The sequence below is a fragment of the Streptomyces sp. NPDC097107 genome, assembly GCF_044762405.1.
In the GTDB taxonomy this organism is placed as follows: domain Bacteria; phylum Actinomycetota; class Actinomycetes; order Streptomycetales; family Streptomycetaceae; genus Streptomyces; species Streptomyces thinghirensis.
Window position 1 is genome coordinate 232303 of record NZ_JBIWEF010000003.1, and the last position, 12665, is coordinate 244967.

Here is a 12665-nt window from a genome sequence, read left to right on the forward strand (position 1 = left end):
GGGGCCCCGGCATCCAACAGGACCTGCCGGGTGCGCGCACAGGGGTATCCACAGGCGTTCACGACGACCGGAAGAGATCATGACGGAGAGGCACGAGGGCAAGACCAGGATCCGCTTCTGTATCTCCTGCGGCGACTTAGGTCCAGGGCGTGCATCAGCCCCGGCAGCCCCGGCAGCCCCGGCAGCCCCGGGGCTGCCGGGGCTGATGCACGCCCTGGCAGCCCCGGGGCTGACTCAGCGGCGGGACCGTTTCGCGATAATGACCAGGTGAACATGGACGTCGCGCCACGGCTCGGGTGGTGGCAGCAGACCTGGCGGCTGGCGGCGGCCGCGGCAATGGGCGTACCGGCCTGGCTCTCCACCGGTGTGCTGCTGGCGCGGGGGCAGGCGGCCGGAACGGGCACCTGGTTCCTCGCCGGTGACCCGCTGGTGGCCCTCGGCTGCCTGACGGCGCTCTGGTGGCGGCGGCGGTTCCCGCTCGCCGTCGCTCTGACGGTCGCGATCGCCTCGGCCGCGTCGGCACTCGCCACCGGCGCCGCGCTCGTGGCGCTGGGATCCGTCTCCGCCCGTCGTCGCCCGGTGGAGATCGGGATCGTCGTGCTCGCCTACGTGACCGCCTCACAGTTCGCTGCCGGGTTCTACCCGGTCCAGAGTCCGCCCGTCTCGTGGTGGCTCCAACTCGCCTTCCCGGCACTGACCGCGGGCATCGCGGTGGCCGTGGGCATGGCCATCGGGGCGCGGCGTGTCGAAGTACGCTCCTTGCGGGACCGGGCGGAGAGCGCGGAACGGGAACAGACCGCGCGAGCGGCGCAGGCGCGGGCCCTGGAACGCAACCGGATCGCCCGCGAGATGCACGACGTGCTCGCGCACCGGATCTCGCTGGTCGCCATGCAGGCCGGAGTGCTGGATCACCGCGGCGACCTCGGAGCCGAGGAAAGCCGCGTGCTGGTCCGCGGCATCGCCGAGGGCTCGCACCAGGCCCTGGAAGAACTACGGGACGTCCTGGGCGTGCTCCGGGCCGGCCCGGGCCACCCGGAAGCGCCACAGCCCTCCTTCGAGGCAATTCCCGGCCTGGTGGCCGACGCCCGCACGTCCGGACTGGACGTGACGCTCACCACCACGGTGACGGGATCGCCGTCCGACGCCGTCGGACGCACCTGCTACCGGGTCGTCCAGGAGGGGCTGACCAACGCCGCCAAACACGCCCCGGGCGCACACATACACATCACGCTCGAAGGATCAGCGGGCGGCCGACTCGACGTCGGCGTCCGAAACTCCCCAGCCGGCACCGGGTCCGCACAGCCACCGGCATCGGGATTCGGCCTGCTCGGTCTCACCGAACGCGTCGACCTCGTCGGCGGAGAACTCGACCACCACCCCACACCCGACAACGGCTACATCCTCACCGCACGACTACCCTGGCCGAACGCCACCCACGGAAAGAGAACATGAGTGGACAGCGAGCGGGAACCGGTGCGTGTCGTCATCGTCGACGACGAACAGCTGGTGCGCATGGCTCTGAGGCTCGTCATCGACGGTGAACCGGACCTGACCGTCGTCGCGGAGGCGGCCGACGGAAGCGCCGCGATCACCGTGGTGGACGAGCAGCGGCCGGACGTCGTGCTGATGGACGTCCGGATGCCCGGGCGGGACGGTCTCAGCGCGACCCGGGAACTCGTCGCCCGACCGGCGCCGCCCCGGGTGCTCATGCTGACCACGTTCGACTCCGACGACCTGGTACTCGGCGCACTGCGCGCCGGAGCACTCGGGTTCGTCCTCAAAGACACCCAGCCGTCGCAGATCCTCGACGCGGTGCGCGCCGTCGCGGAGGGCTACCCCGTGCTGTCCCCGGCGGCCACGGCACGGGTGATCGCCGCGGCCACCGGCCCGCAGTCCTCTCACGCTCGCACGTCGTCCCGCGAAGCCGCTCGGAAGCAGCTGTCCACACTGACCGAACGAGAACTCGAAACCGCTCGGGCCATCGCGGACGGACTGGGCAACCCGGAGATCGCCCGGAAGCTGCGCATCAGCATCGCGACCGTCAAGGCACACACAGGCAACCTGTTCGCCAAGCTGGCGGTCGAGAACCGCGTACAGATCGCACTCCTGGTCCGCGACGCAGAGGGGTGACCGGCCCGGCGCGCGCGCAACGCGCTGACCCGCCCTCTCCCGGCGTGCCGCCGGCGCACGATCTCGATGACCCGGGCGGCGGCGTACGGAGACGTGCAGCCCGGCCTTGAGCCCAGCCCGCAGCGAGGTCCAGCCCAGCGTCGCCCGCCGAAGGAGGCGTCGGTCGCATCCGCCCCGGTCAGTGGCCGTGGGGCCGGAGCCACTGCGGCCGGTGGGTGGTCGGACGACGATGTCCGGCCGGCTCGCCGACCGTGCCGCTGCCGCCTTCGCCTGCCATCCGGCCGGCCAGTTCGTCGCGCTCCGCGGCGGCCCGCGTGGCGGCGTCACGGTCCCTGCGGCGCTTCTTGCTGCGGTGGCGCGCCAGCACTGTTCCGGCCAGCAGCATCCACAGCCCCAGGCCGAAGATCAGGGTCAGCGCTATACCGCCGAGGAACGCCCCGAGCGTGCTGATCGTGAAGGGATCGCTCCCCAGCAGAGACACCGTGTAGTCCGGACCGCCGGACAGATTGTCCGCGATCAGAAGCCCCGCGAAGGCGGCGGCACCCGCCATGAGCAGGAGACCCAGCACCAGCATGGTTCTCACCTCGTCGCACGTGGGTGTACTCCGAACGGGTCACCAGGAGAAAGGAGACAAAACGTGCAGTGCTCGACCAGTGGCGTCTCTCAGCCGCCGATCGTACGGACGGAGTCAGGGACGCAGGCCGTAGCAGTGGAGGTACGGGTCGAGTTCGTGGACATGGACCTTCGACCAGCCGGTGGTGAGAAGCTCCACGTCGCAGGCATCGCGGTCCCAGGGCCTGGGGGTTTCCCGGGAGGGGTCGTGTACGGAGGTGACCACCCAGAAGACACCGCCGGGCGCGAGGAGGGCGCGTACGCGGGACAGGAAGCCGGGTTTGTCGGCGGCCCACCGGTAGACGAGACGGCAGGTGATGACGGCGAAAGCGGGGTGGGGGAGCCGGGCGGCGTCGTCGGCGCCGAAGTCGAAGACCCGGATGTCGGCGCCGGGATGCCGAACGCGGGCGGCGGCCACGGCGGTGGGGGAGCAATCGACGCCTGCTGCGCGGTAGCCCAGTTCGGCGAGGTGCGCGGTGAGCGCGCCCTCGCCGCAGCCGATGTCCAGCGCGAGACGGCCGCGGCCGGTACCCAGGTGCCGGCCCAGCGCCTCGGTCTCGGCCCTGTCGATGGCACGGTAGCGGCTGCCCCGCCGCCACACCGGCTCCCAGTAGGAAGCGGCACCCCGGGCCGCATACGGCGCTCGGGTCGGGCTCATCCGGCAGGGGCCTTGTCGTCGTCGCACACCGGCACGGGCTCCTCCGCTCTGGGCGGTTCACGGACGGTTCGAAGCGGTGGACAGGGCGATCGGGAGAACGTCCAGTGTCACGCCGGTCTCGCCGATCCACAAGGTGCTGTCGCGGCGCCAGGAATACCGGTGCGACGTGGCGCGGCGAACCACCGGTGACCAAGTTCCCCGCGGGCACCGGTGGTTCGGCAGCACGGGCGTCAGGCGCCGAGGTCGTACAGGACGAACTCCTCCCAGGAGCCGGTGATGTCGGTGGAGCGGGCGCGCAGCGCGTACTGGAGCGATCCGGTGTAGCCGTTCTCCATCGTGACGAAGAGTCCGTTCAGCGTGGACCGGAGCGCCCAGCGGTCCAGGCCCTCGCTGTAGTACACGACGAACCGCTCCCAGCCGCCCACGCTCGTGGAGCGGGCACGCAGCACGTTCTGCGCGCTGCCGGTGTAGTTCTTCTCCACCGCCACGTAGCGGTTGTTCGCCAGGGACTTCAGGGCGTACGTCTGGGTGGCCTCGTCCCACTCGAAGGCGAAGCTCTCCCAGGAGCCGCCGAACTCGGCCGAACGAGCCCGCAGGGCACCGGTGTTCGGAGCGGCGTAGTCCACCTCGGTGGCCACGAACCTGCCGTTGCGGGCCGACTGCATGGCCAGCAGCTCCGGCTCCGCCTCCGCGGCGAGGGCGCCGTCGCCGGCGGCGAGCGGCGCCTTCCGGGCGCCCGTCTCCGCGGTGATCCGCGCCAGATCGCTCGCGTCCACCGCCTCCCAACCGGCGGGCACGGCGGCCGGTCGGTCGGCCCCGGGGTCGGCCACGGCCGCGGGAGCGGCCAGGGCGGAGGTCGCCAGCAGGGCGCTCAGGGAAAGAAGTACGGAGGTCATGCGTCTCACGGGAATTCCTCAGCTCTCGTCGAACGAATTCCGGGGGTGACGCGACAATGGGCCCGCCACGGGTCCGGTCGACTTCTCGAGATATTCGCCATATGAGCGATATTCGAGATGTCGAGGAAGGAACAGCACCCGCCGTTCCCCCGCGTTTCTCCGCACCCCCGACAACTGCGATCGGTGCCCCTCCCCGGGCACGTCGCAGCCGCTGCGCCAACTCGGCGAAGCGGCTTCAGCATAGTGATCTGACGTGCGCTTCAGCAGTGATCCGGCGTTGCATCGGCGAAAGTTGAACGGAATCGCACGGCATTATGGATTCCGTGGTTCTCCGTTAAGGGCGGCGATGCTCTTCGTTACCGTCGCGGCCACTCGGCGGGCGGTGTGCCGTCACCGGCCCCTGCGGGTGAGTCCGTCGACGACGAATCCGACCCCGATGCCGAGCATCCAGGTGTCCTTCGCCAACGCCGTGCCCTCCTGGGTAGGGCGCAGACTGCCCTCCTCGCGCATGCCGGGCGTGCGCAGGTACAGACCCACCAGCCCGGCGGAGAACGCGGTCAGGCCGACACCCGCCACCGCCGTCGGTACGACCGGCAGGAGCAGCGCGGCGCCGAGCGCCGTCTCACCGGCGGAGAGCAGCCGGGCGAAGGTCGCGGGCTGCAGCCTGCCGAGGAACGGATAGGCGTTCTTCGCCATTCCGTGCAGCATGGCGGCGGTCTGCTCATCGGCCCCGCGCTTCGCCAGCCCGGAGTTGAGCATGAAGGCCCCCGTCGCCAGTCGTGGGGCGACATGCCTGAGTTCGATGGGCAGACGCATGACGACTCCTAGCGGCGTTTCCTGCAGACGCGAGTCAGCCTAGGGCGCACGACGGTGCCCGGCATGCCGGGAGGCCACCGGCTGCGCCGTTCGGCGCACGGCGGCGTCTCGTCGCGTACGCCCGGGCCAGTACACGGGGTTACTCCCGTCGCCGGACGTCTTCACGGCCGCCGCCCGGCAGCGTGGGTGGGGTGAAACTCAGCCGTCCCGTCCGCCGGGTCACCCTCGTCGTCCGTGTCGTCGCCTCCGCCGGCTGGCTCGGGCTCTCGCTCGGGCTGCTGGCGCTCGGGGCCACCGCCGCCACCACCGCTTCCGCGGTGACCGTGGAGGCCAGTGTCCGCGGCATGAAGCTCTTCGCCGACTGGCTCCTGCTCCCCCTCGCGTTCCTGACCCTGTCGAGCGGCGTGGTGCTGGCCCTGGGCACCCCCGGGGACTGGCCCGGCACCGGTGGGTGTACACGAAGGTCTGGCTGACGCCGGCCGCGGCGACCGCCACGGTCTTCGCGCTGCGCCCCGGGGTGAACTCGGCCGTTGCGGCGGTCGCCGCGGGCGAGTCGCTGCCCGACGCGGGCGATGTGCTGTTCGGGCCGGTCGTCTCCCTGTCCGCCTATGTCTTCATGACGGTGATCTCGATCCTCAAGCCCTGGGGACCGACGCGGCGCGGCCGGCGGCCGCGAGCGGCGGCCGGGTCCGTCGGGCGCGGCCACCGCACCCGCGCCGCCCAAGTGTGAACGGGCCGGCCCCGGCCGGTCTCCCTGGGCGGGGACATGACGCTGCAGCCCTCCGCCGTCGGTCGGGCGCTGCGCCGGGACCGGCCGGTTCGTAGCATGAGGTCATGACCGGCACAGTCCCCGACCTGATGCGGGCGGCGTACATCGACTCCGTCGGCCCGGCCGACCACATCCGGTACGGGTGGCTCCCCGTGCCGTCGATCGGCCCCACGGACGTGCTCGTGCGGGTCGACGCCGTGGCCGTCAACCCCGTCGACACCTTCGTACGGTCGGGGGCGTACGCCACACCGGTGCCGTTCCCCTTCGTCGTCGGACGTGACCTGGTGGGCGAGGTCGCCCTGGCCGGCCCCGGCGCGGCGGGCTTCAGGCCCGGCCGGCGGGTGTGGTGCAACAGCCTGGGCCACGCGGGCCGGCAGGGCTCCTGCGCCCAGTACGCGACGGTCGCCGCCGAACGCCTCTACGCGGCACCGAGCGACATCGGCGGAGAGCACCTCGTGGCGGCCGCCCACCCGGCGGCGTCGGCCTGGCTGGCGCTGTTCCGGCACGGGCGACTGAGGCCGCAGGAGACCGTGTACATCCGGGGCGGCGCCGGAAACGTGGGCGGTGCCGCCGTGGCCCTGGCCTCCAGGGCCGGGGCGCGGGTGGTCGCCACGGCGCGTGCCGAGGACGCCGCGGCCGTTCGGGAACTGGGCGCCGCCGAGGTCCTCGACCACCGGGCGCCGGATCTCGTCGAGCGTTCGCGCCGGGCCGCCCCCCACGGCTACGACGTGCATCTGGACACGTCCGGACACGGAACGCTCGCCGACGCCGTGGACCTGCTGGCGCGGGGCGGGCGCCTGGTGGCGATGGTCGGACTGGGTTCAGGGCCCGCCGGACTGCCGGTGAGCCGGCTCTACACCAGGGACGCGAGCATCGTGGGCTTCGCCATCAGCAACGCCACGACCGCCGACCTCGCCGAGGCGGCGGAGGGCGTCGTACGCGTCCTGAGAGACACGCCGTGGCGTCCGCGCATCGCCGACCGGCTGCCGTTGCCGATGACGGCGGAGGCGCACCGCAGGCTGGAAGCGGGCGAGGTGCGCGGGCGGCTGGTCCTCGCACCCTCTTGATCGTCTTTCCGGCCGGGCGACCGCGGTCCATGATGGAGGGAACCCGTCACAAGAAGCGTGGGGGACCCAAGCATGCGCCGCGAAGACCTGCCCGCACCGGAGTCGGGACTGCTGCTCACCCACTTCCTCACCGTGGCCGACGTGCCCCGCTCGCGTGCCTTCTACTCCGACGTGCTCGGCGGCGAGGTCGTGCTCGCGGAGAATCCGTGCATCGCCGACCGGGGCGTGCTGCTCCACGACGGCACCGAACGACCGGCCGGCACCGTGGTCGTGGCCACCGACGCGGCCACCGCGGCACGTCTGCTGCCGGGGCTCGACGTGCCGCCCGGCCGGACCGTCACCACGTACTACCACGCGACCGGCCGCTCACCGCTGCCCGAGCCGACCCTCGTGGTCGACAGCACGCTCGCCGTCCTCAACACCTGCGTGCTCACCGAGGTCAGCCCCACCTACGCGCCACCGGGCACCGCGCTGGTCTCCACGTCGGTCCTGGGAGCGGGCGCACCGGACGGCGAGAGCGCCGTCCGCCGGCGGGCGGCGCTGCTGTACGGCACCGACACGGCCGACTGGCAGCCGGTCGCCGCGTACACCGTCGAGGACGCGCTCCCGGCGATGCGGCCCCCGTGGCCGCTGAACCGCGACACACGCTGGGCCGAGGGCCGTTACGTGTGCGGGGACCACCGTGCCACCGGATCGGTCCAGGGGGCCCTGGCCTCCGGCAGCCGGGCCGCCCGCGACGTCCTGGCGGACCTGCGGACCGGACCGCGTCCGCGGGACGCGCTCCCCGGCAACCACCGGGGAGACGGCTTTCGACCGTGACCCGTTCTCCGGTCGCCCGAGCGACCGGCAAGCGAAGGAGTACCGAGATGGCGAAGGACCGCGACGAGGACGAGAACCTCAAGAAGGGCGACGAGGTCGAGTGGAGCACCCACGGCACCCGGACCGGGGGCGAGGTGGAGAAGAAGATCACCGAGCGGACCGAGGCCGCGGGCCGCACGGTGGACGCCTCCCCCGACGACCCGCAGTACCAGGTCCGCAGTGAGAAGTCGGGCAAGTCCGCGGTGCACAAGCCGTCCGCGCTGAAGAAGAAGAGGAAGTGAGGCGGCATGGACGGAGAGGAGCAGAAGGAGACCTGGGACGGCTTCCGCGAGCTGGTGAACATGACGCCGGCCGAACTGGAGAAGTGGCTGGCCTCCGACCGGTCACAGGACGCCGGACAGCACAAGGACGGGGGAGAGTCCACCGGGCACGCGTCCGGACGCAGGATCGTCGACATCCTGCGGACGGACAAGGGCGATCTCTCGGACGACGACTACCAGCACATGCGCAAGGTCGTCGGCTACATCCGCCGGCACCTGGCCCAGCGTCCCTCGGGCGACGTCCAGGACACCCGCTGGCGGTACTCGCTCATGAACTGGGGCCACGATCCGCTGGCATGACGCCGTCCCCACGAGGACCGGCACGTGCATCGACCCGCGCACCGGCCCTTCGTACGGAAAGGAACCACCACGGTATGGGAGACCCGCACCGGCGCCCCGAGAACGTCAGCGACGAGACCGTGGAAGCACTCGGGTCCCTGTCGAAGTCGCTGGAGACGACCGAGCGTGCCCGTGGGCACCTGTTCTCCTTCCATCAGCTCACCGGCACGGCTGACCTGGAACTGGACCGCGCGGTGGCACTGCTGCGCAAGGCGGGCCACGTGGAGTGGGCCGAGCGGATCGAGAGGGAGGTCCTCGGGCGGAACGTCATCCCCGGCCACTGGACGTTCCAGATCGTCGAGGCCTACGACCGGACGTACTACCAGGCGTTCAAGGACCTGGAGCGCGCGGCGGTGGAGCGGCTCGCGGAGGGCCGGGAGCACCTGTACGAGGCGGAGATGAAGGAAGCCCGCCGGACCCGGAACCACCCGGACCACACGGCCCGCCCCGACAGCCCCGGCACCCGTACGCCGAACAGCCCCTTCACCTGACGGCCGCCCGGCTTCCGAGGGAGAGCGGGCCCCGCCCGGTCAGTCGCGTCCACGGGCCCGGCGGAAGCGGTCCAGGCCCTCGGCGAGATCCACGATCGGGTCGGGATAGGCGTCGTACGCGGCCCGCTCCGGGCCGGGCAGTCGCCACGGCTCGTGCACGGCCCGTCCCTCCAGACCCGCCAGTTCGGGCACCCAGCGCCGGACGTACGTTCCGTCGGGGTCGAAGCGCCGTGCCTGGGTCGTGGGGTTGAGGACACGGTGGGGGCGGGTGTCCGTCCCGGTGCCCGCCGCCCACTGCCAGTTGAGCTGGTTGTTGGCGATGTCGCCGTCCACGAGCAGGTCCAGGAAGTGCCGCGCGCCGACGCGCCAGTCCACGTAGAGCGTCTTGGTGAGGAAACCGGCGGTCAGCAGGCGGCCCCGGTTGTGCATCCAGCCCTCGTGCCGCAGTTGGCGCATCGCGGCGTCGACGAGGGGGTAGCCCGTGCGCCCGTCCTTCCACGCGGCGACGTCCTCCTCGGCCCCGGGCCCGGTACGCCAGCGGTCGTGCCGGGTGCGGTAGTCGAGCCAGGCGGCGTGCGGACGTGCGGAGAGGACCTGGTGGTGGAAGTCCCGCCAGGCCAGCTGCCGTACGAACGCCCCGGCGCCGGGGCCGCCCTTGCGGCGGGCACGGTGGACCAGCTCGACGGGGGAGAGGGCACCGAAGTGAAGGTAGGGGGAGAGACGGGAGGTGGCGTCGCCGGCCAGGTCGTCGTGGTGCTCCTCGTAACCGGTGATACCGCCGCGCAGCCAGGCCGCCAGCCGTTTCCTGGCCTCCTCCTCACCGCCGGCGGGCAGCCCCGGGGACAGTCCCGGCAGATCACCGCGGAAGGGCAGCGGCTGTGAGCCGATGCCGTCCGGGACGGGGATCCTCCGGGGTGCGGCCAGGACGTTCCGGACCGGGCGCTCGCCCCAGCGCCGGAAGTACGGAGTGAAGACGGCGAAGTGGTCGGAGGAGGCGGGGGTGACGGACCCCGGGGCCAGCACGGTGGTCACGGTGTCGTGGACGTGCAGCCGGCAGCCCCGGGCCTCCAGCGCGGCCCGCAGGAGTTCCTCACGCCGGTGCGCGTGCGCGCTGACGTCGGCCGCCATGTGCACCTCGTCGGCGTCCGCCTCGCCGACCACCCCGCACACCTCCTCGACCAGGTCACCGGAGCGGACGATCAGCCGCCCGTCCCGCTCCCGGAGCCCCGCGTCCAGGCTCCGCAGGCAGTCGGCGAGGAAGGCGAGCCGGTTGGGCGCGGCGTAACCGGCGGCGTCGACGGCACGGTCGCGGACGAACAGCGGTACGACGGCCCGGGAAGAGTCGAGAGCGGCGCGCAGCGGCGGATGGTCGTGCAGTCGCAGGTCGCGGGTGAACAGGACGACCGACGTGGTCATGGCGCTCCTCGGTGGTACGGGACGCGGAAGGGTGCTGCCGCACGCTCTGGACGGTGGGAGGCGGAAGGCCGGCCTACGCGCGCCCCGCACGCGGTACAGACTCGGGAGGTGCGCCCAGGTGGCGCGGCCGTCCCGGCTCAGGAGGCGGGGGTGTCCCGCACCGGGCCGGACGGCCGGGGGTCCCGCGCGGCGGCGCGGGCGATGTTGCGTGCCATGCCGCCGAACACCACGGAGTGGAAGGCCCACACGCTCCACCAGTAGGCGTGGCCCGCCAGCCCGTGCGGATGGAACAGGGCACGCTGGCGGTACCGCGTGCGGCCCGCGTCGTCCGTCTCGGCGTACATCTCCAGCCAGGCCAGCCCCGGCAGCCGCATCTCCGCGCGCAGGCGCAGCAGACGGCCGGGGACGATCTCCTCCACCCGCCAGAAGTCGAGCGAGTCACCGGCCCGCAGCCGGGCGGCGTCCCGGCGCCCGCGGCGCAGGCCGACCCCGCCCACCAGCCGGTCCAGCCAGCCCCGTACCGCCCAGGCGAGCGGGAAGGAGTACCAGCCGTTGTCGCCGCCGATCCCCTCGATGACCCGCCACAGCGCGTCGGGCGGCGCGTCGACGGTCAGCGCACGGTGGTCGGTGTAGAGGCTGCCTCCCGCCCAGTCGGGGTCGGTGGGCAGCGGGTCGCTCGGCGCCCCGGGCACCGACGCGGAGGACCAGCGGGTGGTGACCCGGGCGTCCCGCACGCGTTGCAGCGCCAGCCGGACGGCGTCGTCGAAGCCGAGCGGATACCCCGGCGGGGCGGGCACGTACCGGAGGATGTCGTTCTCGCGGCACACCACCTCGTGCCGCAGCGACTCGGTGAGCGGGCGCGCGATGGACGCGGGCACCGGGGTGACCAGGCCGACCCAGTGGCTGGACAGGCCGGGAGTGAGGATCGGCACGGGCAGGATGAGCCGCCGCGGCAGCTCGGCGATCCTGGCGTACCGGACCATCATGTCCCGGTAGGTGAGGACGTCCGGTCCGCCGATGTCGAAGGCGCGGGAGACGTCGTCCGGCATGCGCGCGCTGCCGACGAGGGCGCGCAGCACGTCCCGGACCGCGACCGGCTGGATACGGGTGTGGACCCAGCTCGGCGTGACCATCACGGGCAGTCGCTCGGTGAGGTAGCGCAGCATCTCGAAGGAGGCCGACCCGGAGCCGATGACGACCGCGGCCCGCAGGACGGTCGTGGGCACGCCGGAGGCCAGCAGGACGCGGCCGACCTCCGCGCGGGAGCGCAGGTGCGGCGACAGGTCGTGCTCCGGTACGCCCGGTGGCGTCAGGCCGCCGAGATAGACGATGCGCCGTACACCGGCCGCCTCGGCCCGCTCCGCGAAGGTGTGCGCCGCCCGCCGGTCGGTCTCCTCGAAGTCCCCGCCGCCGCCCAGCGCGTGCACCAGGTAGTAGGCGACGTCGATGCCCTCCATCGCCCCGGTCACCGAGTCCGCGTCCGTGACGTCCCCCCGTACCACCTCGGCCTGTCCGGCCCAGGAGTGGTCGCGCAGCTTGTGCGGGGAACGGGCCAGGCACCGCACCCGGTGCCCGGCGGCGAGGAGCTCCGGCACGAGTCGGCCGCCGATGTACCCCGTGGCACCGGTGACCAGGCAGTGCAGCCCCGCTCCGCCGTCGTCCCTTTCGCCGTCGCCGTCGCCGTTCACGCGGCCGTGTCCTTCGCTCATGGGGCAGGCTCCGTCTCGCACGGGAAGTCGTCGCGCTGATCACTTCCCGCTCGGGGACCGCGATGGATGCGCGGTGACCCAGGTTGACCCTTCTATACGCTGATCGCGTGGCGACAGCGAACCAGCGCGGACAGCACGCGCACGAACGGGGGACCGGAGCCGGGTCCGAGGCGAGCGACCTGTACGTCCTCGCCGCGCAGCTCCGGCGGATGAACGGCGAGATCAACCGCCTCGTGCAGAGCTTCGCCGGCGAGCACGGGCTGCACGCCACCGACGTCCAGGCACTCGCGGCGATCCTGGACGCACAGGAGCCCATGACGCCGGGGCGGCTGCGCGAGCACCTGGGGCTGACCTCGGGCGCGGTGACGGCGTGCGTGGACCGGCTGGAGCGCGCTGGGCACGTGCGCCGGGTCCGGGAGAGCGCCGACCGCCGGGTCGTCCATCTGCACTACGTGCCCGACGCCCGGGCGGCGGCCCGGACGTACTTCCGCCCGCTGGCCGAGGCCGCCGCCACCACCTGCGCCCGCTTCGACGAGAGCGAACTGACGGCCGTGCTCCGCTTTCTGGCGGCGATGAACGAGGAGTTGCGGCTCATGCGGTCGGACGACCGCTGATTCCCCGGC

Annotated in this window: 13 protein-coding genes and 2 pseudogenes; 9 read left to right on the forward strand and 6 right to left on the reverse strand. The window is 72.6% G+C overall.

Translation table 11 applies throughout. The features are described from left to right. The first annotated feature begins 273 nt into the window (after positions 1–273). Together ACIQ1J_RS08190 and ACIQ1J_RS08195 are read left to right on the forward strand one after the other, a co-directional pair. The gene (locus ACIQ1J_RS08190; RefSeq protein WP_403555805.1) at positions 274–1452 is read left to right on the forward strand and encodes a sensor histidine kinase; all 1179 of its coding nucleotides are present in this window, start codon (positions 274–276) and stop codon (positions 1450–1452) included. Then, on the forward strand, positions 1453–2130 hold the full coding sequence (locus ACIQ1J_RS08195; protein WP_403555168.1) for a response regulator: 678 nt from the start codon (positions 1453–1455) through the stop codon (positions 2128–2130). It begins immediately after the preceding gene. Positions 2131–2308: 178 nt separating this feature from the next. On the opposite strand, the gene ACIQ1J_RS08200 is transcribed toward ACIQ1J_RS08195, so the two are convergent. From ACIQ1J_RS08200 to ACIQ1J_RS08215, 4 genes are all read right to left on the reverse strand, one after another. Beyond that, a complete protein-coding gene (locus ACIQ1J_RS08200) occupies positions 2309–2704 on the reverse strand; it encodes a hypothetical protein (RefSeq protein WP_403555170.1) in 396 nt (131 codons plus the stop codon). 114 nt (positions 2705–2818) lie between these two features. Continuing rightward, positions 2819–3400 (reverse strand): class I SAM-dependent methyltransferase, encoded by a 582-nt coding sequence (locus ACIQ1J_RS08205; protein ID WP_403555172.1) that lies wholly within the window; start codon positions 3398–3400, stop codon positions 2819–2821. A gap of 230 nt (positions 3401–3630) precedes the next feature. After that, positions 3631–4296 carry a fascin domain-containing protein gene (locus tag ACIQ1J_RS08210; protein ID WP_403555174.1) on the reverse strand — a complete coding sequence of 222 codons (666 nt, stop codon included), beginning with the start codon at positions 4294–4296 and terminating at the stop codon, positions 3631–3633. Between the two features lie 390 nt (positions 4297–4686). Next, positions 4687–5112 carry a hypothetical protein gene (locus tag ACIQ1J_RS08215; RefSeq protein ID WP_403555176.1) on the reverse strand — a complete coding sequence of 142 codons (426 nt, stop codon included), beginning with the start codon at positions 5110–5112 and terminating at the stop codon, positions 4687–4689. 191 nt (positions 5113–5303) lie between these two features. Here ACIQ1J_RS08215 and ACIQ1J_RS08220 point away from each other — a divergent pair. The 6 genes and pseudogenes from ACIQ1J_RS08220 (at position 5304) to ACIQ1J_RS08245 (ending at position 8917) form a co-directional block, all read left to right on the forward strand. Then, positions 5304–5842, forward strand: a pseudogene (locus tag ACIQ1J_RS08220) (DUF2269 domain-containing protein). Between the two features lie 104 nt (positions 5843–5946). Next, the gene (locus ACIQ1J_RS08225; RefSeq protein WP_403555178.1) at positions 5947–6948 is read left to right on the forward strand and encodes an NADPH:quinone reductase; all 1002 of its coding nucleotides are present in this window, start codon (positions 5947–5949) and stop codon (positions 6946–6948) included. Positions 6949–7158: 210 nt separating this feature from the next. After that, positions 7159–7767 (forward strand): annotated as a pseudogene (locus ACIQ1J_RS08230) (FAD-dependent oxidoreductase); the annotation flags it as partial. 47 nt (positions 7768–7814) lie between these two features. Beyond that, entirely contained in the window at positions 7815–8048 is a 234-nt protein-coding gene (locus ACIQ1J_RS08235; protein WP_403555180.1) for a DUF2945 domain-containing protein, read from the forward strand. 6 nt (positions 8049–8054) lie between these two features. Further along, positions 8055–8387 (forward strand): DUF3140 domain-containing protein, encoded by a 333-nt coding sequence (locus ACIQ1J_RS08240; RefSeq protein WP_403555182.1) that lies wholly within the window; start codon positions 8055–8057, stop codon positions 8385–8387. Between the two features lie 74 nt (positions 8388–8461). Then, complete coding sequence (locus ACIQ1J_RS08245) at positions 8462–8917, forward strand: hypothetical protein (protein WP_403555184.1); 456 nt, start codon at positions 8462–8464, stop codon at positions 8915–8917. A 39-nt stretch (positions 8918–8956) separates the two neighbouring features. On the opposite strand, the gene ACIQ1J_RS08250 is transcribed toward ACIQ1J_RS08245, so the two are convergent. Both ACIQ1J_RS08250 and ACIQ1J_RS08255 read right to left on the reverse strand, forming a co-directional pair. Next, entirely contained in the window at positions 8957–10333 is a 1377-nt protein-coding gene (locus ACIQ1J_RS08250; RefSeq protein WP_403555186.1) for a cryptochrome/photolyase family protein, read from the reverse strand. Between the two features lie 137 nt (positions 10334–10470). Next, complete coding sequence (locus tag ACIQ1J_RS08255) at positions 10471–12042, reverse strand: SDR family oxidoreductase (protein WP_403555188.1); 1572 nt, start codon at positions 12040–12042, stop codon at positions 10471–10473. A 107-nt stretch (positions 12043–12149) separates the two neighbouring features. On the opposite strand from ACIQ1J_RS08255, the gene ACIQ1J_RS08260 reads away from it, so the two are divergent. Continuing rightward, a complete protein-coding gene (locus ACIQ1J_RS08260) occupies positions 12150–12656 on the forward strand; it encodes a MarR family winged helix-turn-helix transcriptional regulator (RefSeq protein ID WP_403555190.1) in 507 nt (168 codons plus the stop codon). The last annotated feature ends 9 nt before the right edge of the window (positions 12657–12665 follow it).

Bases quoted from the DNA above. Each gene is read 5' to 3' on its own strand.
- ACIQ1J_RS08190 (WP_403555805.1), top strand. From the start codon at position 274: ATGGACGTCGCGCCACGGCTCGGGTGGTGGCAGCAGACCTGGCGGCTG.
- ACIQ1J_RS08200 (WP_403555170.1), bottom strand. From the start codon at position 2,704: ATGCTGGTGCTGGGTCTCCTGCTCATGGCGGGTGCCGCCGCCTTCGCG.
- ACIQ1J_RS08205 (WP_403555172.1), bottom strand. From the start codon at position 3,400: ATGAGCCCGACCCGAGCGCCGTATGCGGCCCGGGGTGCCGCTTCCTAC.
- ACIQ1J_RS08210 (WP_403555174.1), bottom strand. From the start codon at position 4,296: ATGACCTCCGTACTTCTTTCCCTGAGCGCCCTGCTGGCGACCTCCGCC.
- ACIQ1J_RS08215 (WP_403555176.1), bottom strand. From the start codon at position 5,112: ATGCGTCTGCCCATCGAACTCAGGCATGTCGCCCCACGACTGGCGACG.
- ACIQ1J_RS08225 (WP_403555178.1), top strand. From the start codon at position 5,947: ATGACCGGCACAGTCCCCGACCTGATGCGGGCGGCGTACATCGACTCC.
- ACIQ1J_RS08235 (WP_403555180.1), top strand. From the start codon at position 7,815: ATGGCGAAGGACCGCGACGAGGACGAGAACCTCAAGAAGGGCGACGAG.
- ACIQ1J_RS08240 (WP_403555182.1), top strand. From the start codon at position 8,055: ATGGACGGAGAGGAGCAGAAGGAGACCTGGGACGGCTTCCGCGAGCTG.
- ACIQ1J_RS08245 (WP_403555184.1), top strand. From the start codon at position 8,462: ATGGGAGACCCGCACCGGCGCCCCGAGAACGTCAGCGACGAGACCGTG.
- ACIQ1J_RS08250 (WP_403555186.1), bottom strand. From the start codon at position 10,333: ATGACCACGTCGGTCGTCCTGTTCACCCGCGACCTGCGACTGCACGAC.
- ACIQ1J_RS08255 (WP_403555188.1), bottom strand. From the start codon at position 12,042: ATGAGCGAAGGACACGGCCGCGTGAACGGCGACGGCGACGGCGAAAGG.